This window comes from Rhodococcus sp. Q1, from assembly GCF_004153645.1.
Classification (GTDB): Bacteria; Actinomycetota; Actinomycetes; order Mycobacteriales; family Mycobacteriaceae; genus Rhodococcus; species Rhodococcus gordoniae.
Genome location: NZ_SDMJ01000001.1, coordinates 468628 through 495090, shown reverse-complemented (window position 1 = coordinate 495090; position 26463 = coordinate 468628). Strand labels below are relative to the sequence as shown.

Below are 26463 nucleotides of genomic sequence, written 5' to 3'. Positions count from 1 at the left end.
ACCGCCGTGGACGATCGCCCCACCGCCGAGACCGACCTGTACGAACGTCCCGTACGTCCCGTCGTCGGGCCGCGCGGCATACTCCGGGATCTCGGTCCGCGATACGCCGCGAACGGTCTGATCGGCCTCATCTTCTCGTGCACGGGCCCGGTCGCGGTGATTCTCGCGGCCGGCGCCGCCGGTGGGTTGAGCGCGCCGCAACTGGCGTCGTGGATCTTCGGGGTGTTCGTACTCAACGGCCTGCTCACGATCGTGATGAGCATCGCCTACCGGCAACCCCTGGGGTTCTTCTGGACGATCCCGGGCACGGTGCTCGTCGGCGGGTCGCTGACGCACCTGAGTTGGGCGGAGGTGGTCGGCGCGTTCTTCGTGACCGCTGCCCTCGTGACGGTGCTGGGGGCCTCGGGGCTGGTCCGCCGGGTGATGGAGGCCCTGCCGATGCCGATCGTCATGGCGATGGTCGCGGGTGTGTTCCTGAAGTTCGGTATCGATCTGGTGGCGGCGCTCGGTTCCGACGTCGCGATCGCCGCCCCGATGGTGATCGTCTTTCTCCTGCTCAGTTCCGTTGCCGTTCTGGGTAAGTGGATGCCGCCGATCCTCGGCGCGCTCCTCGCCGGGGTGTGCGCGGTCGCGTTGTCGGGCCGGTTCTCACCGTCGGGGACCGACAGCGCGGTGTTCGCCGCACCGGTGTTCACCGCCCCGCAGTTCACGTGGTCGGCGATCCTCGAACTCGTCGTGCCGCTCGCCATCACCGTGCTGGTCGTGCAGAACGGGCAGGGCATCGCGGTGCTGCGTTCGGCCGGCCACAACCCGCCCGTCAACGTCTCGGCGATCGTGTGCGGGCTGTGGTCCTTCCCCGCCGCCTGCGTCGGTGCCGTGTCGACCTGCCTGACCGGGCCGACCAACGCGCTGCTCGTGTCGTCGGGCGAACGGTCCCGTCAGTACACCGCGGCGATCACGTGCGGGACGCTGGCGATCGTCTTCGGACTGTTCGCACCGTTGTTCGTCCGGTGGATGATCGCCGCGCCCGCCTCGTTCGTCGCGACCCTCGGCGGCCTGGCGATGCTCAAGGCGTTGCAGGGCGCCTTCGTGGCCGGATTCGCGAGCAAGCACACCATGGGTGCGCTCGTCGCGTTCGTGGTCACCGCCTCGAACATCACCGTCTGGAACATCGGCGCAGCCTTCTGGGGGCTCGTCGCGGGTGTGGCCGTGTCGTGGCTGATGGAGCGTCCGGACTTCAGCCGCTGACCCCGACCCCGACGTACTCGGCGAGGTGCTCGCCGGTGAGCGTCGACCGCTGCTCCACCAGTTCGGCGGGGGTGCCCTCGAAGACGACGCGTCCACCGTCGTGGCCGGCGCCGGGACCGAGGTCGATGATCCGGTCGGCGTGGGCCATCACGGCCTGGTGATGTTCGATGACGATCACCGACTTCCCGGACTCGACGAGCCGGTCGAGCAGGCCGAGCAACTGTTCGACGTCGGCGAGGTGCAGGCCCGTGGTGGGTTCGTCGAGGACGTAGATCTCACCCTTCTCGGCCATGGCCGTGGCCAGTTTGAGCCGCTGCCGTTCACCTCCCGACAGGGTGGTCAGGGGCTGGCCCAGCCGCAGATAGCCGAGCCCGACATCGGACAGTCGCTGCAGGATCTTCGACGCTGCAGGTGTGCGCGCCTCGCCCTCGGCGAAGTACTCCTGCGCCTGCGCCACGGACATGCCGAGCACCTCGGCGATGTTCTGTCCCGCCAGGGTGTACTCGAGCACGGCGGCCTGGAAACGCTTGCCCTCGCAGTCCTCGCACACCGATTCGACGGTGGCCATCACTCCGAGGTCGGTGTAGACGACACCGGCACCGTTGCAGGTCGGGCAGGCGCCCTCGGAGTTGGAACTGAACAGGGCCGGCTTGACGCCGTTGGCCTTCGCGAACGCTTTGCGGACAGGTTCGAGCAGACCCGTGTAGGTCGCGGGATTGCTGCGACGCGAACCCTTGATGGGGCTCTGGTCGATCGTGACCACCCCGTGGCGGTCGGCCACCGAGCCGTGGATCAGCGAGCTCTTGCCCGACCCGGCCACGCCGGTCACCACGACGAGCACGCCGAGGGGGATGTCGACGTCGACGTTCTGCAGGTTGTGCGTGTCGGCGCCGCGGACCTCCAAGGCGCCGTTCGGGGTGCGCACCGTCGGTTTCAGCGACGCCCGGTCATCGAGGTGGCGACCGGTGAGGGTGTCGGCACGACGTAGTTCGTCGACGGTGCCCTCGAAGACCACCTGTCCGCCCTCGGTGCCGGCGCGGGGACCGAGATCGACGATGTGGTCGGCGATCGTGATGGCCTCGGGCTTGTGTTCGACGACGAGCACGGTGTTGCCCTTGTCGCGCAGCTGCAACAGCAGGTTGTTCATCCGCGCGATGTCGTGCGGATGCATGCCGATCGTCGGTTCGTCGAACACGTACGTGATATCGGTCAGCGACGATCCGAGATGGCGGATCATCTTGATGCGCTGCGATTCTCCACCGGAGAGCGTGCCGGTGGGGCGATCCAGCGACAGATATCCCAGCCCGATCTCCGCGAAGGAGCCGAGCAGATGCCGGAGGCTCTTCAGAAGCGGAGCGACCTGCGGAAGGTCCAGTTCTCGAACCCATTCGGCGAGATCGCTGATCTGCATCGCGCACACGTCCGCGATGCTCCTGCCGTCGATCTTCGACGACCGGGCTTCGGGAGCGAGGCGCGTACCGTCGCAGTCCGGGCACGTGGAGAAGACGACCGCCTTCTCGACGAACGCGCGGATGTGCGGCTGCATCGCATCGAGATCCTTGGACAGGAACGACTTCTGGATCTTCGGTATCAACCCTTCGAAGGTGACGTTGATGCCTTCGACCTTGACCTTGGTGGGTTCCTTGTACAGCAGGTCGTGGAGTTGCCGCTCGGTGAACTTCGCGATCGGCTTGTCGGGGTCGAAGAAGCCGCACCCACGGTAGATCCGGCCGTACCAGCCGTCCATGCTGTAGCCGGGGATCTTCAGGGCGCCTTCGTTGAGAGAGAGACCGTCGTCGTAGAGCACGGTCAGGTCGAAATCGGATACCGACCCCTTACCCTCGCAGCGCGGGCACATGCCGCCGAGCCGGTTGAAGGTCACCTTCTCGGCCTGGGTCTTCCCCGCGCCCCGCTCCACCGTCACCGCGCCGCTCGCCCGCACCGACGGCACGTTGAACGAATAGGCGTTGGGCGGACCGATGTGCGGCTGCGCGACCCGGCTGAACAGGATGCGCAGCATCGCGTTGGCATCGGTGGCGGTGCCGACCGTCGAGCGCGGGTTCGATCCCATCCGCTCCTGTCCGACGATGATCGCCGCGGTGATGCCGTCGAGCACGTCGACGTCCGGGCGGGCCAGGGTCGGCATGAAACCCTGCACGAACGCGCTGTACGTCTCGTTGATCAACCGCTGGGATTCTGCGGCGATGGTGCTGAACACCAGCGAGCTCTTCCCCGAGCCGGACACACCGGTGAACACGGTGAGCCGCCGCTTCGGGATCTCCACGCTGATGTCGCGGAGATTGTTCACCCGTGCTCCGTGTACCCGGATCGCGTCGTGGGTGTCGGCGACGTGCTCTTCGTGTGCCGGTGCGTCCTTCGTCGAGGTCATGATCGAAGACTCCAGTGTTCGTATCGGTACGGACTCGGAAACGAATACAACGATCGGAGAGTAGGACCGATCGTCGGATCGGTCAGCGCAATTGCTGGATGCGGACCATGTTGCCCGCGGGATCGCGGAGAGCGCAGTCGCGGACGCCGTACGGCTGGTCGGTGGGTTCCTGGACGATCTCGGTGTCGCCGGCCTGCAACTGCTCGAACGCCGTGTCGAGATCCTTCGTGGCGAGGATGATCGACGCGAAGGTGCCCTTGGCCATCATCTCGGCGATGGTGGCGTTCTCCTCCTCCGTGATGCCGGGGTCGGCGTCCGGCGGGTACAGCACCAGGGACGTACCGGGAGTGTCGCTGCGTCCGAGCGTGATCCAGCGCTTCCCGGCGTAGCCGACGTCGTTGAGGACCTCGAAGCCGAGCAGATCGCGGTAGAACGCGAGGGACGCCTCGGGATCGGTGTGCGGAAGGAATGTCTGGTGAATGGTGATGTCCATGCCGATCACGGTAGGACCGGCGGACCCGTCCGCGCTTCTCGATTCCTGATCGGTCTGGTGACATTCCTGGCCACGCACGACGGGATCCCGTTCGTCTCCTCGGATGCCTGTGTGCGGTAGACGCTCGGAGGCACACCGACGAGTTCCGTGAACCGGGTGCTGAAGGTACCGAGCGACGAGCACCCCACCTCGAAACACACCTCGGTCACGGTGAGGTCGCCGCGTCGCAGCAGGGTCATGGCCCGCTCGATGCGCCGGGTCATGAGATACGAATAGGGCGACTCGCCGTATGCGCTGCGGAACCGGCGGCTGAGATGTCCGGCCGACATGTTCACGCCCCGCGCGAGCGCCTCCACATCGAGAGGCTGCGCGTACTCGCGATCGATGCGATCGCGGACGCGGCGCAGCAACGCGAGGTCGCGCAGACGTTGATCGGTGACGGGTCTACCGGGCACGCTCCGATCGTGCCACGTGGCGGCGTCACAATCCGTTCCTCGTGGGAGTCCACAGACGATTCACCCCGTGAGGACCACGGAAGCACAAACACGACCCGGCGAACCCGGACAACTGACAACCTGTCCCTACCTGCTCATGTACGGACGAAAGGTCACCGATGGCTCGTGCGGTTCGCGTCGTCGTTCTCGGATCCGGGTCGTGGGGCACCACGCTCGCCTCCCTGTCCGCGCGGAACACTCCGACGACACTGTGGGCGCGGAACGACGACACGGCCCGTGAGATCGACACCGAGCACCGCAACCGCCGGTATTTCGGTGAACGCCCTCTGCCGCAGAGCCTGCGCGCAACCTCCGATCTGGCCGCGGCCGCGCGCGAAGCAGACGTCCTGGTCGTCGGTGTCCCGTCGCATGCGATGCGCAAGACGCTCGAACAGGTCACGGACGAGGTGCGAGCGTGGGTACCGGTCGTCTCCCTCGTCAAGGGTCTCGAGCCGGGCACGCGACTCCGGCCCACCGAGGTGATCACCGAATGCCTGCCGGGGCATCCCGTCGGGTTACTGGCCGGGCCGAACATCGCCGGGGAGATCGCCGACGGGATGGCCGCCGCGGCGGTGGTCGCGATGCAGGACGAGGCAGTGGGAGCCGCACTGCAACCCCTCTTCGCCACGTCGCTGTTCCGCGTCTACCGCAACACCGACGTGCTGGGCTGCGAACTGGGCGGCATCCTCAAGAACATCGTGGCGATCGCGGCCGGAATGGCCGAAGGGCTCAGCGTCGGCGACAACACCCGGGCGATGGTCCTCTCCCGCGGACTGGCGGAGATGACGCGGCTCGGGGAAGCCATGGGCGCGGACCCGCGTACGTTCGCCGGGCTCACGGGCATGGGAGATCTGATCGCGACGTGCACGAGCCCGTCGTCGAGGAACCGCAGGATCGGAGAGGCGCTGGCGCGCGGACTCGGCATCGACGAGGCCGTCGAGGCACTGGGGCAGGTCGCCGAGGGAGTGAAGACCGCGCCGACGGTCATGGAACTCGCACACGAGTACGGGGTGGAGATGCCCATCGCGGCCGAGGTCGCGGCGGTGGTGACGGGGAAGAGCACGCCGACCGACGCGTACCGGGGCTTGCGTCGCGTCGCTCCCGGCCATGAGGAGGACATCGTCTGACCCTTTGTTCGACGTTCCCGGGCAGGTGCCGGAAAGCCGAACGAAGAGCTGCCCTCCCTCTCCCACAGGCTGAGCGAACGCTAATTGAAATGTTGTGCCATCGTGGTGCCATGACTTCTGCCGCCGACACGCTGTCGTCCCTCCTCGACACTCGTTTCAGCTGCCGCGCGTTCCTGGCCGAGCGGGTCCCGCGCGAGGACATCGAACGCATGTTGCTCATGGGGCAGCGCACGGCGTCCTGGTGCAATTCGCAACCGTGGCAGACCCACATCGTCAGCGGCGAGACCACCGACCGCCTGCGCGAGGCCGTCTACGCGCAGGCGACCTCCGGCAATCCGGATCCCGACATCCCGGGGCCCGCCGAATACCGCGGCGCGTACGCCGAACGTCGACGCGGTGCCGGCTATGCCCTGTACAACGCGCTCGGTATCGCCCGCGACGACTACCAGCGCCGCACCGAGCAGATGCTCGAGAACTACCGCTTCTTCGGCGCGCCGCACGTCGCGATCATCACCACCGACAAGGCCCTCGGCGTGTACGGGGCGGTCGACTGCGGTGGGTACGTCTCGACGCTGCTGCTCGCCGCCGAATCGCTCGGCATCGCCGCCGTTCCGCAGGCTGCCGTCGCAATGACCTCCACCGCGCTGCGACGCGAACTGAACATCGACGACGACCGCGACATCGTCTGCGCCATCTCGTTCGGCTACGCCGACGAGGCGCATCCGGCCAATGCGTGTCGCACGGATCGCGCCACGCTCGACGAGACCATCGAGTGGCACGACTGATCCCGGTCGTTCCGGCCGCAGGTCGCGCCCGCGGCTGAAACCGTGGTCGTTGTCGATGTTTCGGTGAATTCCCGACGACAACTGCAACCTCGGCGCCTGCCGGGTCCATGCACGCATGCGCATTCCAGACTTTGACATTCATTTTCGATAGCGGCTATTCCTTTCTGCATGACAACGCTCTCCCGCTACGGCGGCGCCGCCCTCACCGCCGTCGCTGCAACCTTCGCTGCCGCATGCACCGGCACGACAGAGGCCGACACCCCCGAGACGCCCACATCCACCGCCGCCACGGAGGTGGCGAGCGCCGAACCACGCCTCGTCGTCACCTACGACGGCGGCGTCCTCGTCGTCGACGAAGACGACCTCACCGTCGTCGGCGACTTCGCACTCGACGGCTTCAACCGACTCTCCCCCGCCGGCGACGGACGGCACGTGCTGATCTCCACCGAGGGCGGATTCCGCGTCCTCGACACCGGTAGCTGGACGGAGGCGCACGGCGACCACGGCCACCACTACTCCGGAGCGCCCGCTCTCACCGACCTGACGTTCACCGCGGAGAAGCCCGGACACGTCGTGCCGCATGCCGGGGTCACCGCGCTGTTCGACGACGGCACCGGACGCATCGACGTCTTCGACCCCGCCGACCTCGCCTCGGCGACCGAACTCCCGACCCTCGACAGCCGCACGCTCCCCGAGGCCCACCACGGCGTGGCCGTCCCGATGCCCGACGGCGGCATGCTCGTCACCCTCGGCGACTCCGAGAAGCGGACGGGGGTGGCACTGCTCGACGAGAACGGCACCGAGATCGCGCGCACCGACGAGTGCCCCGGCGTCCACGGTGAGACGGTCGCGGCCGACGGGGGCGTCACCTTCGGATGCGAGGACGGCACGGTCATCTTCCGCGACGGATCGTTCACCAAGGCGCCGGTGCCCGACCCGTACGGCCGGATCGGGAACCAGGCGGGAAGCGAGGACTCGACCATCGTCCTCGGCGACTACAAGATCGATCCCGACGCGGAACTCGAACGCCCCGAACGCGTCGCGCTCGTGGACACCCGAACCGCGTCGGTGCGCCTCGTCGACCTCGGCACGAGTTACACCTTCCGCTCACTCGGTCGCGGGCCGGCGGGTGAAGCACTCGTCCTCGGCACCGACGGCAACCTTCACGTGATCGATCCCGGGTCCGGGGAGATCGTCCGGCGGATCGAGGTACTCGAGCCGTGGACCGAACCCGACGAGTGGCAGGCACCCCGGCCCGCACTCGAGGTGCGCGACGGGACGGCGTTCGTCACCGATCCCACCACCGACTCGCTGCACGCGGTGGATGTGACCTCCGGGGAGATTCGCTCGGCCGAACTGCCGCGCACCCCGAACGAGATCAGCAGCGTCGACTGACTCCGCTACGGAAGTATTCGGCTTTCCGATGCAAGGGCCGGAAAGCCGAATACTCTCCTCGCGAACAGACGGCCGAGGCCTTCCCGCACTGTGATCCACCTCACCCGACAAGCGTGCGAAACGGAAATCTCCGTCAAAACGGCTGGGGAGGCATTGTTCTCGTCGCCCGATCCCGAAGACAACGATTGTGTAACGTGGCGACGCACCTGTTTCCGACCGGGAGGTATCGCCCGTGCTGTCGACCGAAGTCCGTTCCCGACCTGTTCGATCCCTGCTGATCGCCATCGGTCTGACGGTCTCGGCGCTGGCAGTCGCGGGATACATGCGCGACGCGGTGAACGAGTACCTCATGGATCTCGACGTCTTCCGCGATGCCGGCTGGGCCTTCCTGCATCACACCCCCCTGTACACGGAGGGCTTCTTCAGTCATTCCGGCTTCCGGTTCATCTACCCACCCTTCGCGGCGTTCCTGTTCGCGCCGATGGCGCTGGTGGGCAGCACCGCACTGCAGGTGTTGTGGACGGCAGGGCTCATCGCTCTCGTGTGGTGGGTGCTCAGGGTCGTCTACCGGCGACTCGACATGTCCCAGCCGAGTCTGATCGCCGCCGCGTCGCTCGGGCCGGTGCTGTGGCTCGAGCCGTTCCGCTCCAACTTCACGTTCGGCCAGATCAACATCGTGCTCATGGCGCTCGTGGTCGCCGATCTGCTCGGCGTGATCCCGAAGCGCTTCCGCGGTGTCGGTATCGCGCTGGCCGCCGCGATCAAGGTGACCCCGGCCGCCTTCGGTCTGATCTTCCTGCTGCGCCGCGACTGGCCGTCGGCATTCCGCGCGTTGGGTGCCTTCGCCGCGACCGTCGCGTTCGGTTACTGGTTGCGCCCCGATTCGACCGTCTACTTCTGGACGACGGAGTTCTTCGCGACCGACCGTGCCGGCGACCCGTCGTTCTTCCGCAATCAGGCCCTCACCGGTCTCATCGCCCGCTTCGACTTCTCCGACGGCACCGCCAAGGCACTGTGGCTGGCCGGTGCGCTGATCATCGTGGCCGGTACCGCGTGGGCCGCCTACCGCTTCCTGCGGGCCGACGAGCCGGTGGTCGCGGTGGCCCTGGTGGGCCTGGCGTCGCTGCTCGCCGCTCCGATCGCCGTCACCCACCACTGGGTGTACGCCCTGTTCCTCGTGCCGCTGCTGATCGCGCCGGCCTACCGCCGCTGGTGGCCGGTGCTGCTGCCCGCCACCGTGGTCTTCCTCATCGGACCCAACCACCTGCTGCGTGAAGCGTCCTCGGGTGGCTGGGTCGAGCAGCTTCTCCTCGAAGTCCTCGGGACCTCGCAGTGCCTGGCCGCGATCGCGGTGTTCGTCGCCGCGATGGTCGCCGCGCGCCATCGTCGCCCCGGCGCCGAGAACGCCGTCGAGCGCGAGGAGACCGTCGCCGCGCCGGTTCAGGTCCAGAACGCCGACGCGACGAGATAGAGACCCGTCCCGACAACGGTGCTCAGCGCGGCGTTGCGTCGCCACAGATGCACCGCGATCGTGCCCGCGAGACCGACACTCGCGGGTAGCCAGGTCGACTCCCCCACGTCACGCAGTGTGTACATCACCAGGATCACCATGACGCCCGCGGGCATCGTACGGCCCAGGAAATCGACGAAGGCGGAGTTCTTCAGCGCCGACAACGCGAGGAACGGCGCCGCGCGCAACGCGACCGTCACGACGAACATCACCGCCAGAGCGCCGAGGACGTATCCGGCGCCGGGCACCGACTCAGGCACGGGCCACCTTGTTCCGGTAGACGAACCGCACGAACAGGCACACCACGAACAACCCGAGCCCGACGACGAGCATCTGGCTTTTCGCGACCAGCAATGCGACGAGACCGCAGACCAGCGCGAGCACCGGCGCCGGCACGTCGCGGTTGGCGCGGAAGGCATCGATCGCAAGCACCGCGAACAGTGCCGTGAGGGCGAACTCGAGTCCGGCGAGCCCGTCGGGGAGCACTGCCCCGATCAACGCGCCGATCGTGCCCGACACGACCCACATCAGCTGGCAGAGCACCTGGACCGTGAGGATGCGGGTACCCGAGAGCGGCTCACGTGCCTTGGGGGCGACGATCGCGTACGACTCGTCGGTGAGCGCATAGACGCCGTAGAGACGCCCGAGCCGGCTGCGGATGCGGTGCAGCGGGAACGACAGGCCGTAGAAGACGTGCCGGAAGTTCACCAGCAGCGTCGCCGCGGCGACCGAGGCGAGCGGCGTGACCGCCGCGATCAGACCGATCGCGAGGAACTCCATCGACCCCGCGTAGATGACGGTGGAGAAGATCGGCGCCCACCACCATTCGAACCCGCCCTGGGTGAGAACCACACCGAACGCGAGCCCCAGCGGGATCAGTCCCAGCCCGACGGCCCAGGAGTCCTGGATACCCGCGCGGATCTCGAGGGTACGGCGGTCGGGCATGCTCATCAGGCTATCGCCGGGCCGGAAGTCTCGGCGCCCGGCCCGGAGGAAGGTGATCTGTGTCCACCTCGTTCACGGAGGTCGTGTCCTCCGCCTGGCAGGCCGTGTCGACCGTCGACCAGCCCGCTCCGACGATGGTCGTCGTCGGAACGGCGATCGTCGCACTCGTGCTCGTCACCGTTCGGCCGCTGTGGCTGAAGACCCGCCATGTCGTCACGCAGGCGCACGAGGGGTCGCACGCGCTGGTCGCGGCGCTCGTGGGCCGAAAACTGTCGGGCATCCGTCTGCACAGCGACACCTCGGGGGTGATGGTGTCGTCCGGCAACCCGCGAGGCCCCGGCATGGTCGCGACCACCTTCGCCGGGTACACCGGTCCGGCCGTGCTGGGATTCGCGGCGGCGACGCTGCTGACCCTGGATCGGCCCGCCGCGGTGCTGTGGTCGATCCTCGCCGCGCTCGCCGTCCTGTTGCTGCTGATCCGCAATCTGTACGGATTCGTCTCGGTGGTGATCGCGGGTGCGCTCGTCGGTGCGGCCGCCTATCTCGGGGACCCGATCGTCCGGTACACCGCGGCGTACCTGATCACATGGGTCCTGCTCCTCGGCGCGACCCGCCCTGTCCTCGAACTCGCCCGCACCCATTCGCGCGGTCGCGGCCGGGGCTCGGACGCCGACCAGTTGCGCGGACTCACCCGCGTGCCGGCGGCCGTATGGATCGCGCTGTTCGCGATCGTCACGGCGGGTACCGCCTTCTACGGCGTCACACGGATCGTGGTGACCCAGCTGTCCTGAGTGGCCTCGGGATGCGGGCGGCAGCACGGACGACCGCGTGCAGGCTCGCGGTGAGCACGGAGCGGTGACGCCCCGCTGCCCACCGTGTGTCGTCGCCGCTGCGGAATTCGATCAGGGTGAGTGCGTCGGTGCCGACGCTGCTCTGATGGAGGCCGAGCACCTCGATATCGATGCCGAGACGGGCGAGAGCGTCGGTCGATGCTTCGACGGGACCCACGCCCTCGTGGACACTGCGGTGTTCGGTGCCGCCGACACCCAGCGTGATCGTGGTGCCCGCGTCGGTCACGTCGAAGGCGCGCAGCACCGGTGCACCCGGGACGTCCGGCCGTGCGAGATATGCGGCGTCGAAGATCTCCCACAGTTCGGTCGCAGTGACCTCCCCGCCACTGGTGTCGGTGTGGTCTTGCACGTGGCGAGTGAAGTCGATCTGGAGCCGACGCGGCATTTCGATGCCGTATTCGCTCTCGAGCAGGTAGGCGACCCCGCCCTTACCGGATTGCGAATTGACACGGATCACCGCGTCGTAGGTACGTCCTATGTCGGCGGGATCGATCGGCAGATATGGTACTCGCCACTCGATCTCGGACTCGGGACGGCCCTCGGCGACGGCGCGTGCCCGGTGCTCGGCGAACCCTTTCCTGATCGCGTCCTGATGAGTGCCGCTGAAGGCGGTGTGCACCAGGTCGCCGACATACGGGTGCCTCGGGTGGATCTCGATGCGATTGCAGTATTCGACGGTGCGGCGGATCTCGTCGATGTCGGAGAAATCGATCATCGGATCGATGCCCTGTGCGTGGAGGTTCAGTGCGAGTGTCGCAATGTCGACGTTGCCGGTGCGTTCCCCGTTGCCGAACACGCACCCTTCGACCCGCTGCGCCCCGGCGAGGACGGCGAGTTCGGCGCACGCGATACCTGTGCCGCGATCGTTGTGCGGGTGCACGGACAGGATCACCGCGTCGCGTCGCGCCAGGTTGGTGTGCATGTACTCGATCTGGTCGGCATAGACGTTCGGGGTCGCGATCTCGACGGTGGCCGGAAGATTCACGATCACCGGCCGTTCGGGGGTCGCGTCCCACAACTCGGTGATCGCGTCGCACACCTCGAGCGCGTAGTCGGGTTCGGTGAGGTTGAAGACCTCGGGTGAGAACTCGAACCGCACGTTCGGCAGGTCGCCGGCCAGTTCCAGGACGTCGCGGCCACCGGCGACGATCAGTTCCGTCAGCGCGGTACGGTCGCGGTCGAGGACGACCTCGCGCCAGGTGGGAGCGGTCGCGGTGTACATGTGGACGACGACCTCGTTGCGGACACCCCGGACGGATTCCACCGTCCGCTCGATGAGGTCGCGACGTGCCGGGGTGAACACCACGATGGTGACGTCCGGCGGCGCGATGTCGGTCTCGACGATCAGGCGCACGAAGTCGAAGTCGGTCTGCGAGGCGGACGGATAACCGACCTCGATCTCCTTGTACCCCATCGCGACCATCAGCTCGAAGAAGCGGCGTTTGCGGCCGGGATCCATCGGTTCGGCCAGTGCCTGGTTGCCGTCGCGCAGGTCCACCGGCACCCACAGCGGGGCCGCGGTCAGGCGTTGTGTGGGCCAGTTCCGTTGCGTCAGTGGAACCTCCACGCGGGAGGACACATCACGGTAGCGATGTGAGGACATGGCGGAGTGCCGCTGCCTGTTCCAGACGGGGGCGTCGGCAGGAACCGGACCGGCAGGAGTGGAGATACGCGGGAACGTGCTGGTGCTCATCGGAGAAGTCCTTCGTCGATCGTCGTTACGAGGGACCGGCGCGTGTTCGACTCCACGACGGGGAGCCGGTCCGGCTAGGCCCCGCCGTGGCGGCGAAGGAGAAGGAACGCGAAGGAGCACATGCCCCGAAGGCTAACATAACTCCTCAGACAAGTAGAGGAGTAGGCGACTCTGCGATGATGGAACCATGACCGTCGTCCGCCGCGAGCCTCTCGCCGACCAGGCCGCCGAACTGCTCCTCGAGCGCATCCGATCCGGAGAATGGCCGCTCGGCGCCAAGCTGCCCGGCGAGACGACGCTGGCTCCGCAGCTCGGCGTCGGCCGCTCCACCGTCCGCGAAGCGATCCGTCAGCTCGCCGGACGCGGCATCCTGACCACCCGGCAGGGCGCCGGCGTGTTCGTCACCGCTCTCGACGCACCCGAGGACTGGACGCGCACGGTCGCGCGCGCCGACATCCTCGCCGTGATCGAGGCCCGCATCGCCGTCGAGGTCGAGGCCTCGGCGCTTGCCGCCGCGCGCCGCACCCCCGCCGAACTGCGGGCATTGAAGAAGTCACTGCGGGAACGCGAAACCCATCGCACGGCCATCGAGGAACACGTCGACACCGACATCGTCTTCCACCGCACCATCGTGGTCGCCGCACACAACCCGATCCTTCTCGACCTGTTCGACGGCTTCACACCCCGTAACCGTCACGCCATGATCGAAATGCTCCGCACGCGCGGCACCCACGGGGACGACGCCGACCACGATACCCACCGACGCATCTACGACGCCATCGCGGACCGTGACGGGGTGACCGCCGCCGCCGTCACCCGCGACCACTTGTCCTCGCTCACGACGGCACTCGGCCGATAGCCGGGCCGGTTTTCTGCGGACGGTTCTCGACCTCCCGGGTGCGGGACGGTCACTTCTCGATCTGCATCGCGACCGCCCGCACCGGGGCCCCGTCGACGCCGGCGAACGGGATCGGCAACAAGGACACGAGCGGATCCGTGAAGTCGATCGCGTCGAGATTGCGCAGGTTCTCGCAGATGATCGCGCCCGCCTCGGCAAGCACGTGATGCGCCGCGAGCGTCTCGTCACCCGTAGGGTCCACGCTCGGCGCGTCGATCCCGAGGGTGCGGACCCCGCGGTCGAGCAACCACCGGCACGCGTCGACGCTCATGGCCGGATGGTCGAAATACCGATCGGTGCCGAAATACCGCGACCAGCCGGTGAGGACCAGCGCGATGTCGCCGGGACCGATCGTGCACCGGCCCCACATGTCGGCGGTGACAAGCGAACCGGCGTCGACACCAGCGCGCACATCGAGCACCACACCGCGTCCGACGAGGACATCCGGCGGTACCGCGTCGATCGCGGCGCCGCCGCTGCGCACGTGCCGGGGCGCGTCGACGTGGGTGCCGGTCTGCGATCCCATGTCGATGCGCATCAGGTCGAATCCGTCGGTCTCGACAGTGGCGTGCGGTGTGAACGTCGGTGCCGGATCCCCGGGATAGACCTGGATGTCCGGGGAGATCACGTGGGTCAGGTCGACGATCCGCCGTACGCGCATGACATCACTCCTGTTCGGATCAGCCGAAATCGACCTGCCGTTGCGCATTCGCGAGCGCCGTGACCACACCGGTGCCGAACGCACCGAGACGGTCGAACAACACCGCCGTGCCGACCGCGATGCCCTCGCTGCTGATGTGGTTGTCGGCCTCGATACCGACCTCCGGTCCTTCCGGCAGACGGGACAGTGCCAGGGTGACATCGGAATTGATGTAGCCGACACCCTTGTCCGACCAGTTGGTCACGAACGACGTACCCTCACCGACGGTCGCGGTGTTGACGAACGGCGACAGCTCCTCGCCGACGATGATCGACAGCTGCCGCGACCACAGGCGCTTGCGATCGGAGTTCTGGTGTTCCGACCGCACCCGCGTCCATCCCGGGCCGTCGCTGCCGTACCACGACGAGTACTCGAGCGGTCCCGGCTGTGTCTCCGGCGAACCGGGCGGAGGCGTCGGGGACTCACCACGCATCCACACCGATCCGGGCGGCGGTGCCGACTTACGGAGGAAGGTGAGCGTCGCGCGCGCCGACACCTCACCGCCCTGCATCAGGTTCGCGTCGGCGACGCGGATGCGGTTGCCGTCGCGCACCCGGGTGGTGGTGAAGGTGATCGGCTCGTTGCGCACCGGCCTGAAGAGATCGAGCGTGAACCGGGACGGGACGAAACCATCGACGGCATGGTGGATCTCGAGCTCACGCGCCACCAGGCCACTCACACACGGCCCGTTGAGCATCGTGTCCGACCACGGACTGGTCGCGTACTTCGTCGGCAGGTAGACACCGTCGTCCTCGGTGAAATAACCGCGGTTCTTACGCTCGTGCATTCGAAAATTCTCCCAGCACCGGACGCGGCGCGCTCATCGGGATGCCCCAAGATGGGATCGTGCACGTACACGAACCCGATGTTCCGGCCACCCGTACCCGCCTGATCGTCGACGTCGACACCGGCATCGACGACGCCCTCGCCCTGCTCTATCTCGTCGCGAGCCCGGAAGCCGAGATCGTCGCCGCCCTGTGCACGGCGGGGAACGTGCCGGTGGACCAGGTCACCGCCAACACTCTGTCGTGGCTCGAGATGTGCGGCCGGCCGGACATCGAAGTGGCTGCCGGATCGCAGGTTCCGTTGGTCGCGCCGCTGATGACCACCGAGGACACCCACGGTCCGCAGGGGATCGGGTACGCGGAACTTCCCGCTGCGTCGCGCTCGCGGTCGTCGCGATCGGCCGCGCAGGCATGGGTCGATCTCACCCGCGAGCATCCGGGGGAGCTCACCGGGCTCGTCACCGGTCCGCTCACCAATCTCGCGCTCGCCCTGCGTATCGACCCCGGGCTGCCGACGCGGTTGCGTCGCCTCGTGATCATGGGTGGATGTTTCCACCATCCGGGTAATACGACACCGACCTCGGAATGGAACGTCGCGGTGGATCCGGAGGCCGCCAAGGTCGTGTTCGACGCCTTCTCGATCGCGCCTCCGGACCGGCGGCCGATCGTGTGCCCGCTCGACGTCACCGAGTCGATCGAGATGTACCCCGAGCATGTCGCGCGGATCGGGGACGTCGTCGGGGTGCCCCGCTCCGGGGAACTCTCCCCGGACGCCCCGCGCGGTACGCGATCGACGGCCGATGTCCCTCTCGTCCGCCACATCTCCGACGCATTGCGGTTCTACATGGAGTTCCATCGTGATCAGGGCCTGGGCTTCCTCGCGCACGTGCACGACCCGTTCGCCGCGGCGGTCGCGCTGGGCGCGGTTCCCTACACCTCCCGGCCCGCGACGGTCGACGTCGAACTCGACGGGCGGCTCACCCGGGGTACGACGGTCGCCGATCTGTCCGGTATGTGGCAGAGGACGCCGAACGCGGTTATCGTGGCGGGCACCCGCCCGGCCGAGTTCTTCGATCATTTCGTCGAGCGAGTGGGATCGTACATTCGCGATTTGAGCCTACCCCCGAGTAAGAACTAGCGTCGACAGCGCACAGTTCGGGGACAAGGAGATAAAACGTGGCACAGAAAGTGCGCGTCCAATATTTCGACGATATCGACGGCCAACCGATCATGGACGGCCTGGCGCAGTCGTTCCGCATCACGGTCGACGACGACGAGTACGAAATCGACCTGCGGCCGGCGAACGCAGACAAGTTCCTGGCGGTACTCCGCCCGTGGCTTCACGAGAAGGCACCTGCGAAGCCCGCGTCGACCACCCGCACCATCACGCCGAAGACGACGGCAGCACGAGCCCGCACACGGACGGCGGGAACCCACAAGGCGATTCCGCCCACTCGGTCGCCGGAGCAACTGGCCGCGATCCGACACTGGGCTCGTAACAAGGGTTACGACGTCAGCTCGCGCGGCCGGATCCCGCGGCACATCCTCGAGCGGTTCGAAGCCGCCCACTCCTGAGCATCACCCCGCCGCTTTCCGGCAGCAGGCCATGAGCACCACCGACGACCGGTGCCGTCTCGTCACGCGACGAGATGGTGCCGGTCGTCGCGTCGGATGGTCACCGCAGCGACGATCACGCCCACGACCACGCCGATGACGGTGTCGACGACCCGGTTGACGGCGAGGCCCGGACCCGCGTGCTGCCCGAGACCGGTGAGCAGCAACGCCATCGTCGTGACCCCGACCGAGGCGAGCCCGTAGTTCCGGGTCACCGTGAGTTCGGTGAGCGTCTGGAACAGCACGGCGGCCGCGACCACCGGCCAGTAGCCCGGATCGAGCGCGAGCAGCACGGCAGCGATCATCGCACCGCCGACATTTCCGATCAGACGCTGGATGCCGCGCTGAACGGTGTTGCGGTAGTTCAGTCCTTGCAGCGCCGCCAGGGCACCCATCGCAGCCCACAACGGATGGTCGAGCCCGATCAGTGCGGCGAGCGACGCGGCGAGCAACGACGCCACGAAGATCCGGGCCGCTCCGATCAGCACGAGGCGGTCGAGCAGACGACCACATCCTTCACGGACGAAGCCGGGCGGCGTCGGCAGCACCGGCCGACCCTCGACATCGACGCGTGGAATCTCGATGTCGCGCCGTGCTTTCCGAAGTTCCGACTCGAATCGGGTGAAGTCGTCGCGGCGCGCGCGGAAGGTGTCGTGCGGTCCGCTGTCGAGCACCGTCTCGGCCGCGTCGAGCAGGGCGACCAGTTCGTGGACATGGGCGTCCGGACGCCGCGGAGCGTTGAGTGCGACGGTCTCGCGCGCCTTCCGGATGCTCTGCCGCGCTACGGGAACGGCTTCCGCACCGCGAGTTTCGACGGCGGAGACCGACGCGAGGGCACGCGCGACCGCGAGACGAGCGGGCGTGTGGGGATGGGAGAGCGCGGGCAGCATCGCCACGACGTATCCGAGCAGCGCACCGATCGCCACAGCGGCGGTGACCAGGCCCGCATCTCCCCATCCGTCGGAGAAACCGGCGGCGCCGGCGGCCGCGAAGATGAGGATCACCGGGCCGGGGCCCATGAGGGAGAAGGCCGTGAACACCCAGTACGCGACGGCCGAACCCACTGAGAGCACGACGATCTGCACCCACAGTGGAGCACCCATCGCGCCGAGCGCAGCACCGAACGCGGTGTACCCGACGATGCCGAGACCGACCCACGGAAGTCGCACCGCGAGACGCCGATACGGCTCGTATCTCAGGAAGGCACTCGTGAGTGCGCCGAGGGCGGCGAAACCGGCCATCTGCGCGTAACCGAGCAGACCACCGCCGACGAGAGCGAGCATCGTCGCGAACCCCACACGGAGCGCGACGGCCACGGTCGGGTCGCCGTGACGCACCTCGAGGGCGTCCTTCCACGCACTCACCGACAGTGGATGCGCGAGCGCTCCCCGGGCGTGACGGAGCTGAGGGCGGTCGTCGAGTCGGCGGTCGAGCATCCGTCCACTTTATTACTTCACCAGTAAAATATCTATGAAATTGTTTGTCCGCGGCCGTTAGACTTGCCACATGCCCTCCGAGACACCCCAGCCCGATTACGTCGATCGCGTACGTCTCGGATGGACCGCTCACTACCCCGACCTCGACCTCCGCCCCATCGACGTGATCGGCCGCATCACCCGCATCGGGTCGCTCGCACTCACCTGTTTCGATCGGGAACTCGAACCGAGCGGCATCAGCCGCAGCGAGTTCGAGGTGCTCAGCGCGCTCGCCCGCAGCGACCATCCGTTACGTGCCAGCGAGGTCACCTCGATCACGGGCATCTCCGGTGCGTCCACCACGAAGCACACCGAGCGACTCGCCACACTCGGTCTCGTCGAACGCACACGACTCGAGCGCGACGGCCGCGTCGTGCTGCTCACCCTCACCGACGAAGGCCGCGCACTGGTCGAGGCAGAGTTCCCCCGGCGACTGGCACGCGAGAAACAGATGCTCGAAGGGCTCGGCGACGACGAACTTCAGACCCTGTCCGACCTGTTGCGCAGAGTCGTCCGCAACGTCGAGAACCACTACCCGAACTGAACCCCGACGACGGTCAGGGCATCTCGTGCGTCTCGGCCCGTTCGATCTCGCTCACGGCGCGGCGCAGGTACGCCTCGGGAGCCACGCGGCGCGCAGCGACGAGGTCGGCCACCACGAGCAACCCGGCCGCCAGATACTGCTCGGGACGGATCCTCGGACGTCCGGCGTCGGGATCGGACACACCGAGCGCACCCGTGAGCACGGCGACGACGGCATCGGGTTCGAGCGACGGCACCCATCGCAGTCCGGAGCGGACGGAGCGTTCGAGCACCGCCTGCACGTCCTCACCGGCCAGTCCGTCGGGATGCAGTTCTTCGAGCAACTCCCGGACCATGCCCGCGTGCACGGCCGTGACCTGCTCGTAGGGCAGGTCCGCCAGCACCGCGACCGCCTCGTCGAAGGGCTCGGCCGACTCGCTGCGGACGGCGGCGAGCGCATCGGCGGTGGCCGCCGCGATCTCCCGCGGCGTTCTCGGCCAGTGGTCGGGCCACACAGCGATCTCCTGTCCTCCTCGTGGACGCCCGGTCACAGGCGTTCCTGCAACGCGAGCGCGTCGTGCGGGGCACAGCCTTTCATGTCGTTGTCGAAGTAGACGTAGACGTCCCTGCCGTCGCCCAGCCACCCGCGGATCCTCTCGGCCCACACGTCGAGAACCTCGGCGGTGTACCCGCTCGCGTACAACTCCTTGTCTCCGTGCATCCGCACATAGACGAAATCGCTCGTGACCTCGGTGAGGAACGGGAACTTTCCGGCCGTGTCGGCGACGACGAGCCCGATGTCGTGCGTACGCAGCAACTCCACGGCCTCCGGGCTCGCGAGGTCGGGGTGCCGCACCTCGACGGCATGACGCAGCGGACGCTCGGCGTCCACCTCCACCCACACCCGGTCGTCGGCGAGCTTGTCGGTGTGGCGACGGGCGAGTTCGGCCGCGGCCGTCGTGGTCCGCGGCAACCGGGCGAAGAACTCCGCGAGCCTGTCCTCCTCGAAACCGAGGGTCGGCGGGAGCTGCCACAGCACCGGTCCGAGTTTCGGGCCGAGCGCGAGCACACCGGAGGCGAAGAAGTTCGCGAGTGCGTCGTCGACACCCGAGAGCCGTTTCATGTGGGTGACGAACCGCCCGCCCTTGACGGCGAAGACGAAGTCGTCCGGTGCGGCGTCCCGCCACGCGAGATAACTGCTCGGGCGCTGCAGCGAGTAGAAGGAGCCGTTGATCTCGATCGATCCGAACCGGTGGGCGGCGTATTCGAGTTCGCGGCGCTGGACGAGCCCTTCCGGGTAGAAGTCTCCGCGCCAGCCCGGATAGCGCCATCCCGATATCCCGATCCTCACCCCGGCCACGTTCCCGAGCGTAACCTCGGGTTCGATTCGGCACGCGCAGCACCACAACCGCGCTTATCCTCTGGGCTACAAGATCACATCACACGCCAGGAGCCGTCATGTCCACGAGCTCGGTTTCTTCCAACGATCCGTTCCGATCACTGCTGAAGCAGATCTGGTGGGTGGTGCTGCTGCGCGGCATCCTCGCCGTTCTCTTCGGTGTCGTCGCCCTCGTCTGGCCCGGCATCACCGTCTGGGCTCTGGTGGTCGTCTTCGCGGCCTACGCCATCATCGACGGCATCGTGCTGGTCGTCCAGTCGATCCGCGACAAGCCCGAGGGCTGGGGCTGGTGGCTCGCCATGGGCGTCGTCTCCGTCCTCGCCGGTCTCGTCGCGCTGTTCTGGCCCGGCATCACCGCACTCGCACTGCTGTACATCATCGCGTTCTACGCCATCCTGTTCGGCATCACCGGCATCGTCGGTGGCCTCCGCTTCCGGAAGGTCCCCGGCTCCGGGTGGGTGTGGTCGGTGCTCGCGGGCGTCGTCGCCGTCCTGTTCGGCATCGTGCTGCTGATCTTCCCCGGCGAGGGCATCCTGAGTCTGATCGTTCTGCTCGGCATCTACGCGATCCTGTTCGGCGTGCTGCTCATCATCCTGGCGTTCCAGGTGCGCAGCGTCGCGAAGAAGGCCGGCGTCCTCTGACCACCGGCCTTCCGCCGTCCCGCCTCAGGCATCACGCAGACGACCCCATGCGTGCCAGCGATCGATCTCGATCCACGCGTTCACGCGCTTGCCGTCCCGCGCGTGGTACGGCTTGCCCGTGTAGTGGCGAGCGATCCGGTCGATGTCCTCCAGGGACGGATCGTCGGCGAATTCGACGACCCGTCCCTGGATGCTCACATGCGTGACCCAATCCTGCGGATCCATCGCCGACACACTGACCCGCGGATCGTTCCGCAGGTATTCGAGGCGCTTGCGCCCGGAGTCCATGTTGACGAGGATGCGGCCGTCCTCGGCGACGTACCAGGTCGGAACGGAGACCGGCTGCCCATCCGGGCGCAGGGAACTGATCGTGGCGTAGTTGGGCTGCGCGAGGAATTCTGCGACGGCCTCGGGCATCGGTCGTTTCGGCACGGCACTCCCTTTCGATGCGGCGGATGCGCTCTTCCAAATCGAGACTATGCCTCGATTACCGGCGAAACCGTCCGCAACGACGCGAGGTGGACCGACCATGGAGGTCGACATCCCCGAGAAGGAGACGATCATGCCGCGATATCTCTGGCAGGTGAACTACACCGCGGACGGCGCCCGCGGTCTGCTCACGGACGGTGGCACGTCCCGGCGCGACGCCATCGTCCGGATGGTCGAAAGCGTGGGTGGGACGGTCGATTCGGTGCACTTCGCACTCGGTGGCCACGACCTGTACGTGCTCGGCGAAGTGCCCGACGAGATCGCGGCCGCGACACTCGAACTCCGCACCATCGCGTCCGGTGCCGCGCGGTCCACGCCGATCGCCCTGCTCACGCCCGAACAGGTCGACGAGGCCGCGCGGCGCGAGGCGAGCTACCGGACACCGGGGAGCTCGGACAGCTGATCGCTCGCCTCCGTCGGCCCGGATCCACCCGGTACCGGCACGGGGGTCGTTCAGACGCTTCGGAAGTCGCGCTCGCTACCGGCCCACTCCCGGGCCCATTCGCGCAGCTCGACGGCACGGATCTTGGAACCGTTACCGCCGACCGTCGTGGGCATCCGCTCGATGATGTGGATCGCCGTGGGCACCTTGAACGCTGCGAGGGTCTTGCGGCACCACGCCTTCAATGCGTCGGCGGTGGTGCCGGCCGGAGCGTCGGGTGTCGGCACGACGAAGCCGACCGCCTCCGTGTAGCCGCCCTCACCGGTCAGACCGACGACCTTGGCGGTGCCCACGCCCGGGTGTTCGGCCAGCCGCACCTCGATTTCGGCGGGGTCGACGAGGAAGCCACGCAGGCGCAGCACGTCGCCCATCCGGCAGACGTAGCGATAACCTCCGTCACCGAGATCGACCGCGAGGTCGCCGCTGCGGAACCATCCGTCCGCGGTGAACGCGCGCGCCGCAGCGTCGGGGTTGCCGAGATAAGCGTCGACGACGTTCGGACCGCGGAACTGCAACTCGCCTTGTTCTCCGGCCGGCAGGACCCGGTCGTCGTATGGATCGGCGACCCGCAGTTCGATCGCGGTGTCGACCGCGCGACCGCCACCGTTCCATCGCACCGACTCCGGATCGTCGGCGTTCCACAGCATCGCGAGGGCGAACACTTCCGACGAGCCGAACACACCGGAGGTGTGGGTGCCGAACTCGTCGCGCAACCAGCGGGCGATCTCGTGGGAGCGGCCGAGGAAGTCGGCGATGCCCACCCAGCGCAGCGACGACAGATCGACGCCGTCACCCTCGTGCCAGGCGTCGTAGAGGCGGCCGAACAGGTCGTCGGCGCCCACCGCATGGGTGACCTTCACCTCCCGCATGCGGCGCAGCACGGCCGCCGGGTCGAAGACGGTCTCCATGAGCAGTGCTCCACCACCGGCGAGGGCAGCCATCGCGGTGCTGAAACCGAATACCCCCGAGACGGGAAGCACGCACAGCGCGACATCACCGTCGGTGACCTTCATGACCGCGGCGTCGGCGCGACCGTGGCGGACGATCGCGCTGTCGCGGTGCGCGGCCAGCTTGGGCACGCCGGTGGAACCGGACGTCGTGAACGCCACTGCGATCCGGTCCTCGGGATCGTCGTCGGCACCCGCCGGGGTGAGCGTCGCGGTGTCGGGCGTCTCGGGCGCCGTCGCACCACGGGTGTCGCCGCTACCCGCGATCCAGGCCCCTCCACCGAGGTCGAAATCGGCCGGGGACGCCGACGCGTTCGCCGGTCCGGGCACCACCGCGACCACCGGGGTGTCCACCTCGGACACGGACTCCGCGGCCTCCGTGAGCCGGCCGAACAGGTCGAGTCCGTGGAAGGCGGCCGGCACCGCGACGACGGCAGGTCGCGCCGCGGTGAGGATGTGGGCGACCTCGCGGGTGTTGTAACGGGTGTTGACGCCGATGACGTGCGCACCGAGCGCGGAGGCCGCGAACTGCCACACGATGGCATCGGACCAGTTCGGCAGCATCACGGCGACGCATCGACCGGCGCTCAGGCCGATCTGTTCGAGTTCGCCTCGCACGGCTGCGACGCGGTCGCGGAACTCTCCGCGACTGCGGGCCACCGCCGCGTCGTCGACGATGTCGTAGACGATCGGTGCGTCCGGATTCGCGGCGGCGAGCCCGTCGAGCATGGCAGGCAGGGTGTCGAGTCGGGTGGTGGTCACAGCGCTGCCTCCTCGGGGATGCCGGCCCGGCGCAGCTCACCGATCCAGGTGTCGGCGAGTGCGGCGAAGTCGTCGATCTCCTCCATCGGATAGTGCCCGATGCCGGCCAGTGCCGTGAAGCGGGCTTGTCCGGGAAGAACGTCGTTGATCGCGTCCGCGGCCTGTGCCACAGCATCAGGGTCGATCCACGGGTCGTCGACACCGGCGACGAGGTGGATCGGTGCGGCCACCTGGTCGAGCCGGTCGCGCACATCGTGGGTTCCCCACCCGATGAGATCCGACGACGAGATCTCCGGATCCTCCCGCTTGTGCATGAGCGCGATCGTGTGCGCCTTCGATTCCGGGACCGAACGGCCCACGGATGCAAGAGTTCCCAGATAGGTGCGCTCGGAACGCGACGGACCGGCGACGTCCTCGAGTTCGCGGCGCAATCCGGCGACGTTGACACGCCCCGGGCCGGCCTCGGCTTCCATGGCCACGGCGCCGGACAGCGGACGGTCCGGGCGGGTCGCGAGCTCGAGAGTGAGCTTGCCGCCGATCGAGCAGCCCATGACGAACGGCCGGTCGATGCCGAGCGCGTCGAGCATCGCGCACAGCCAGTCGCCGTAGGCGACGAGACTCGTGACGGGACCACCGGGGGCGGGTTCGGAACGGCCGTGCCCGGGCAGATCGGGTACCACGACGCGGTAACCGCGTTCGGCGAGCGCGCGAGCGACATGACGCCACTGCACCCCGCTCTGGCCGGCGGTGTGGAGGCACAGGACCGTGGGCAGTTCCGCCGCGTCGACCCCGTTACCGGAATGCGCGTCGGGCGTGACGATCTCGACGAAGCCGAGCGCTCCGCCGATCTCCAGGTAGCGGGCCTCGATCATGAGCGGGCCTTCCGGGCGAGGGCACGGGCGTGCCCGATGATCGTGTTGAGCGGCTTGGTCAGGCGCAGGTACTCGTATCCGTCTCCGGTGGACGAGAACTCACCGCGGATGGCGCGGCGCATGAAGTCGTTCTCCTCGGACAGGACGAGGCCGGCCCAGGCGTGGTCGGGTGCGACGAAGGTGAACGTCGCGCCGTGCGGGGTGCGCCGGGTGACGTCGACGATGCGGCCCTTGTAGATGCGCAGGTGCAGTTCGGTCTCGCCGCTGCGCAACCCGATGGTGCCGTCCCAGGTGGACAGCGCCGCGGTGAATTCCCGATCCTCGGAGAGACTCTCGGCCAGCAAGCCGCCCCAGGCGGGAGTGCAGAAGTCCAACTCGGGAACCGTCGGCAGTTCGTCGCCGAAGGACCAGGTCTCGGTTCCGGATTCGCGCACCGTACCGGTGGCGTCCACGAGCCGGACGAAGCGGCGTACCGTCCGGCCGGACACGCGGGTGAGCACGGCGTCCGCCGAGACGACGTCCGATGCGGAGACCGGATCATGTGCGTGCCAGTCGAATCCGGACGGAACGCCACCCGGCACGGGTGGGACGAGCGACGCGACGGCGAGGGCACCGAGGACGGGTGAGCCGGCCGGCGCGACGGAACCGGCGGCGGTCAGGACGTCGGCCACGGCACGAGGTTCGGAGGTGACCCGGTCTCCCACGGTGAGCGGTCGGGTGGTGGTGTGTGCGCTCATGCCGATTCGGGCCTTCCCAGGAGTTCGTCGGAGATGATCCGCATCTGGATCTCGCTGGTGCCCTCGAAGATCTTCGTCAGACGCGCGTCGCGCCAGTGGCGCTCGACCTGGAAGTCGGTGGTGTAACCGGCACCGCCGTGGATCTGCACGGCTTCGCTGGTGACCTGCTCGGCCATCTCGGTGGCGACGAGCTTGCACATCGACGCCTCGAGCGAACAGCGGCGGCCGGTGTCGATGTCGGTGGCCACCGAATACATCAGCTGGCGCGCGGCCTCGATGTCGGCGGCCATCTTCGCGATCTTGAAGCGCAGGTGCTGGAAGTCGCCGATGGGACGGCCGAACTGCCGCCGGGTGTGCACGTACTCGATGGAATCCTCGAGCGCGGCGCGGGCGAGACCGATGGCGCGGGCGGCGGTGTGGGCACGGCCCACTTCGAGACCGGAGACGGCGAGATAGAAGCCCTTGCCCTCCTCGCCGAGCATCGTGTCGGCCGGGATGCGGAAGTCGTCGAACGACAGCTCCCAGGTGCTCCAGCCGAAGTAGCCGATCTTGCGGACCTTGGTGCCCGAGATGCCCTCGGGGAACACGCCGCGTTCCTTCTCGACGAGGAAGGCGCTGATCCCGCGGTGTGGCTTGGCCGGATCCTTGTTCGGATCGGTGCGGGCGAAGAGCACGAGATAGTCGGCCTCGTCGGCGTAGGTGCACCACATCTTGGTGCCGTTGACGACCCAGTCGTCGCCGTCGCGCACGGCGCGGCACGAGATGTTGGCGACGTCGGATCCGGCCTCGGCCTCCGACAGCGCGTATGCACCGAGATACTCACCGCGCGCGACCTTGGGCAGCAGCGCCGCCTCCTGTTCGGGCGTGAAGCCGCCGCCCATGCCGTTGCCGCGGGCGAGCAGACCCGAGACGCTCATCCAGGCCCGCGAGAGTTCCTCGGCGACGAGGCAGTACTCGAACACTCCGAGTCCGAGACCGCCGTGCTCCTCGGGGATCATGATCCCGAAGAAGCCGATCTCGGCCATCTCCTTCTTGAGGGAGTCGGGGATCGTGCCCTGGACGGGGTCGAGCTCGTTGGCGACGGGCAGCACCTTCGTCATCGCGAAGTCGCGGGCGAGGTCGCGGATCGCGAGTCGTTCCTCGGTGAGATAGCGCGGCGAGTCGGTACGCGGCTGCGAGGGGCGGTGGGTCATGGGGGTGCACTCCTTCGATGGACCGGAGTAGGTCATTAACGCTTGTTCACCCCAGTA

At 67.9% G+C, this 26463-nt stretch carries 28 protein-coding genes; 12 read left to right on the top strand and 16 right to left on the bottom strand.

Annotation, left to right across the window (positions count from 1 at the left end; all coding sequences use genetic code 11):
* Positions 1–6 precede the first annotated feature (6 nt).
* Positions 7–1248 (top strand): benzoate/H(+) symporter BenE family transporter, encoded by a 1242-nt coding sequence (locus EQ874_RS02365; RefSeq protein ID WP_064062441.1) that lies wholly within the window; start codon positions 7–9, stop codon positions 1246–1248.
* On the opposite strand, the gene EQ874_RS02360 is transcribed toward EQ874_RS02365, so the two are convergent.
* The 3 genes from EQ874_RS02360 to EQ874_RS02350 form a co-directional block, all read right to left on the bottom strand.
* The gene (locus EQ874_RS02360) at positions 1238–3637 is read right to left on the bottom strand and encodes an excinuclease ABC subunit UvrA (RefSeq protein ID WP_129975320.1); all 2400 of its coding nucleotides are present in this window, start codon (positions 3635–3637) and stop codon (positions 1238–1240) included. The genes EQ874_RS02365 and EQ874_RS02360 overlap by 11 nt on opposite strands.
* 82 nt (positions 3638–3719) lie before the next feature.
* The gene (locus tag EQ874_RS02355) at positions 3720–4130 is read right to left on the bottom strand and encodes a VOC family protein (protein WP_026003156.1); all 411 of its coding nucleotides are present in this window, start codon (positions 4128–4130) and stop codon (positions 3720–3722) included.
* Positions 4131–4135: 5 nt separating this feature from the next.
* The gene (locus tag EQ874_RS02350; RefSeq protein ID WP_064062439.1) at positions 4136–4585 is read right to left on the bottom strand and encodes a helix-turn-helix transcriptional regulator; all 450 of its coding nucleotides are present in this window, start codon (positions 4583–4585) and stop codon (positions 4136–4138) included.
* Between the two features lie 158 nt (positions 4586–4743).
* On the opposite strand from EQ874_RS02350, the gene EQ874_RS02345 reads away from it, so the two are divergent.
* The 4 genes from EQ874_RS02345 (at position 4744) to EQ874_RS02330 (ending at position 9402) form a co-directional block, all read left to right on the top strand.
* On the top strand, positions 4744–5751 hold the full coding sequence (locus EQ874_RS02345; protein ID WP_064062438.1) for an NAD(P)H-dependent glycerol-3-phosphate dehydrogenase: 1008 nt from the start codon (positions 4744–4746) through the stop codon (positions 5749–5751).
* A 110-nt stretch (positions 5752–5861) separates the two neighbouring features.
* Positions 5862–6536, top strand: a complete 675-nt coding sequence (locus tag EQ874_RS02340) for a nitroreductase (protein ID WP_064062437.1) — start codon at positions 5862–5864, stop codon at positions 6534–6536.
* 168 nt (positions 6537–6704) lie between these two features.
* Positions 6705–7931, top strand: a complete 1227-nt coding sequence (aztD, locus tag EQ874_RS02335) for a zinc metallochaperone AztD (protein WP_129975318.1) — start codon at positions 6705–6707, stop codon at positions 7929–7931.
* Between the two features lie 232 nt (positions 7932–8163).
* Positions 8164–9402, top strand: coding sequence for a glycosyltransferase 87 family protein (locus tag EQ874_RS02330; protein WP_064062435.1), 1239 nt, complete (start codon positions 8164–8166; stop codon positions 9400–9402).
* Here EQ874_RS02330 and EQ874_RS02325 read toward each other — a convergent pair.
* Both EQ874_RS02325 and EQ874_RS02320 read right to left on the bottom strand, forming a co-directional pair.
* Complete coding sequence (locus EQ874_RS02325; protein ID WP_016933208.1) at positions 9372–9701, bottom strand: AzlD domain-containing protein; 330 nt, start codon at positions 9699–9701, stop codon at positions 9372–9374. The genes EQ874_RS02330 and EQ874_RS02325 overlap by 31 nt on opposite strands.
* Complete coding sequence (locus EQ874_RS02320; RefSeq protein ID WP_064062434.1) at positions 9694–10392, bottom strand: AzlC family ABC transporter permease; 699 nt, start codon at positions 10390–10392, stop codon at positions 9694–9696. The genes EQ874_RS02325 and EQ874_RS02320 overlap by 8 nt, the downstream gene beginning before the upstream one ends.
* A 53-nt stretch (positions 10393–10445) precedes the next feature.
* Between EQ874_RS02320 and EQ874_RS02315 the strand changes: the two genes are divergently transcribed.
* The gene (locus EQ874_RS02315; RefSeq protein ID WP_064062433.1) at positions 10446–11177 is read left to right on the top strand and encodes a M50 family metallopeptidase; all 732 of its coding nucleotides are present in this window, start codon (positions 10446–10448) and stop codon (positions 11175–11177) included.
* On the opposite strand, the gene EQ874_RS02310 is transcribed toward EQ874_RS02315, so the two are convergent.
* Positions 11146–12930, bottom strand: coding sequence for a 2-isopropylmalate synthase (locus EQ874_RS02310; protein ID WP_129975316.1), 1785 nt, complete (start codon positions 12928–12930; stop codon positions 11146–11148). The genes EQ874_RS02315 and EQ874_RS02310 overlap by 32 nt on opposite strands.
* Before the next feature lie 187 nt (positions 12931–13117).
* On the opposite strand from EQ874_RS02310, the gene EQ874_RS02305 reads away from it, so the two are divergent.
* Positions 13118–13789, top strand: coding sequence for a FadR/GntR family transcriptional regulator (locus EQ874_RS02305; RefSeq protein WP_006553137.1), 672 nt, complete (start codon positions 13118–13120; stop codon positions 13787–13789).
* Positions 13790–13838: 49 nt separating this feature from the next.
* Here the strand turns inward: EQ874_RS02305 and EQ874_RS02300 are convergent, their stop codons facing one another.
* Both EQ874_RS02300 and EQ874_RS02295 read right to left on the bottom strand, forming a co-directional pair.
* Entirely contained in the window at positions 13839–14489 is a 651-nt protein-coding gene (locus tag EQ874_RS02300; RefSeq protein ID WP_129975314.1) for a cyclase family protein, read from the bottom strand.
* 19 nt (positions 14490–14508) lie between these two features.
* Positions 14509–15315: an acyl-CoA thioesterase domain-containing protein gene (locus tag EQ874_RS02295; protein WP_064062429.1), complete on the bottom strand. Its 807-nt coding sequence runs from the start codon at positions 15313–15315 to the stop codon at positions 14509–14511.
* A gap of 41 nt (positions 15316–15356) precedes the next feature.
* On the opposite strand from EQ874_RS02295, the gene EQ874_RS02290 reads away from it, so the two are divergent.
* Together EQ874_RS02290 and EQ874_RS02285 are read left to right on the top strand one after the other, a co-directional pair.
* Positions 15357–16451 carry a nucleoside hydrolase gene (locus EQ874_RS02290; RefSeq protein WP_242496605.1) on the top strand — a complete coding sequence of 365 codons (1095 nt, stop codon included), beginning with the start codon at positions 15357–15359 and terminating at the stop codon, positions 16449–16451.
* Positions 16452–16489: 38 nt separating this feature from the next.
* The gene (locus EQ874_RS02285) at positions 16490–16888 is read left to right on the top strand and encodes an Lsr2 family protein (protein ID WP_064062427.1); all 399 of its coding nucleotides are present in this window, start codon (positions 16490–16492) and stop codon (positions 16886–16888) included.
* Between the two features lie 62 nt (positions 16889–16950).
* Here the strand turns inward: EQ874_RS02285 and EQ874_RS02280 are convergent, their stop codons facing one another.
* On the bottom strand, positions 16951–18363 hold the full coding sequence (locus EQ874_RS02280; protein WP_129975310.1) for an FUSC family protein: 1413 nt from the start codon (positions 18361–18363) through the stop codon (positions 16951–16953).
* Between the two features lie 70 nt (positions 18364–18433).
* Here EQ874_RS02280 and EQ874_RS02275 point away from each other — a divergent pair, with 70 nt between their 5' ends.
* A complete protein-coding gene (locus EQ874_RS02275; RefSeq protein ID WP_129975308.1) occupies positions 18434–18946 on the top strand; it encodes a MarR family transcriptional regulator in 513 nt (170 codons plus the stop codon).
* Between the two features lie 13 nt (positions 18947–18959).
* On the opposite strand, the gene EQ874_RS02270 is transcribed toward EQ874_RS02275, so the two are convergent.
* Both EQ874_RS02270 and EQ874_RS02265 read right to left on the bottom strand, forming a co-directional pair.
* On the bottom strand, positions 18960–19475 hold the full coding sequence (locus tag EQ874_RS02270) for a hypothetical protein (protein WP_129975306.1): 516 nt from the start codon (positions 19473–19475) through the stop codon (positions 18960–18962).
* Entirely contained in the window at positions 19472–20284 is an 813-nt protein-coding gene (locus tag EQ874_RS02265; RefSeq protein WP_064062423.1) for a DUF72 domain-containing protein, read from the bottom strand. The genes EQ874_RS02270 and EQ874_RS02265 overlap by 4 nt, the downstream gene beginning before the upstream one ends.
* A gap of 98 nt (positions 20285–20382) precedes the next feature.
* On the opposite strand from EQ874_RS02265, the gene EQ874_RS02260 reads away from it, so the two are divergent.
* Positions 20383–20964 (top strand): HdeD family acid-resistance protein, encoded by a 582-nt coding sequence (locus tag EQ874_RS02260; protein ID WP_129975304.1) that lies wholly within the window; start codon positions 20383–20385, stop codon positions 20962–20964.
* Positions 20965–20988: 24 nt separating this feature from the next.
* Here the strand turns inward: EQ874_RS02260 and EQ874_RS02255 are convergent, their stop codons facing one another.
* On the bottom strand, positions 20989–21396 hold the full coding sequence (locus EQ874_RS02255; RefSeq protein ID WP_129975302.1) for a TIGR03618 family F420-dependent PPOX class oxidoreductase: 408 nt from the start codon (positions 21394–21396) through the stop codon (positions 20989–20991).
* Between the two features lie 130 nt (positions 21397–21526).
* On the opposite strand from EQ874_RS02255, the gene EQ874_RS02250 reads away from it, so the two are divergent.
* Positions 21527–21856, top strand: coding sequence for a GYD domain-containing protein (locus EQ874_RS02250; protein WP_026002754.1), 330 nt, complete (start codon positions 21527–21529; stop codon positions 21854–21856).
* A gap of 50 nt (positions 21857–21906) precedes the next feature.
* Here the strand turns inward: EQ874_RS02250 and EQ874_RS02245 are convergent, their stop codons facing one another.
* The 4 genes from EQ874_RS02245 to EQ874_RS02230 are packed head-to-tail and all read right to left on the bottom strand — an operon-like array spanning position 21907 to position 26406.
* Entirely contained in the window at positions 21907–23571 is a 1665-nt protein-coding gene (locus EQ874_RS02245; RefSeq protein ID WP_165369202.1) for an AMP-binding protein, read from the bottom strand.
* Positions 23572–23600: 29 nt separating this feature from the next.
* Complete coding sequence (locus EQ874_RS02240; protein ID WP_129975298.1) at positions 23601–24476, bottom strand: alpha/beta hydrolase; 876 nt, start codon at positions 24474–24476, stop codon at positions 23601–23603.
* A complete protein-coding gene (locus EQ874_RS02235; RefSeq protein WP_129975296.1) occupies positions 24473–25213 on the bottom strand; it encodes a hypothetical protein in 741 nt (246 codons plus the stop codon). The genes EQ874_RS02240 and EQ874_RS02235 overlap by 4 nt, the downstream gene beginning before the upstream one ends.
* The gene (locus EQ874_RS02230; protein WP_129975294.1) at positions 25210–26406 is read right to left on the bottom strand and encodes an acyl-CoA dehydrogenase family protein; all 1197 of its coding nucleotides are present in this window, start codon (positions 26404–26406) and stop codon (positions 25210–25212) included. The genes EQ874_RS02235 and EQ874_RS02230 overlap by 4 nt, the downstream gene beginning before the upstream one ends.
* Positions 26407–26463 lie beyond the last annotated feature (57 nt).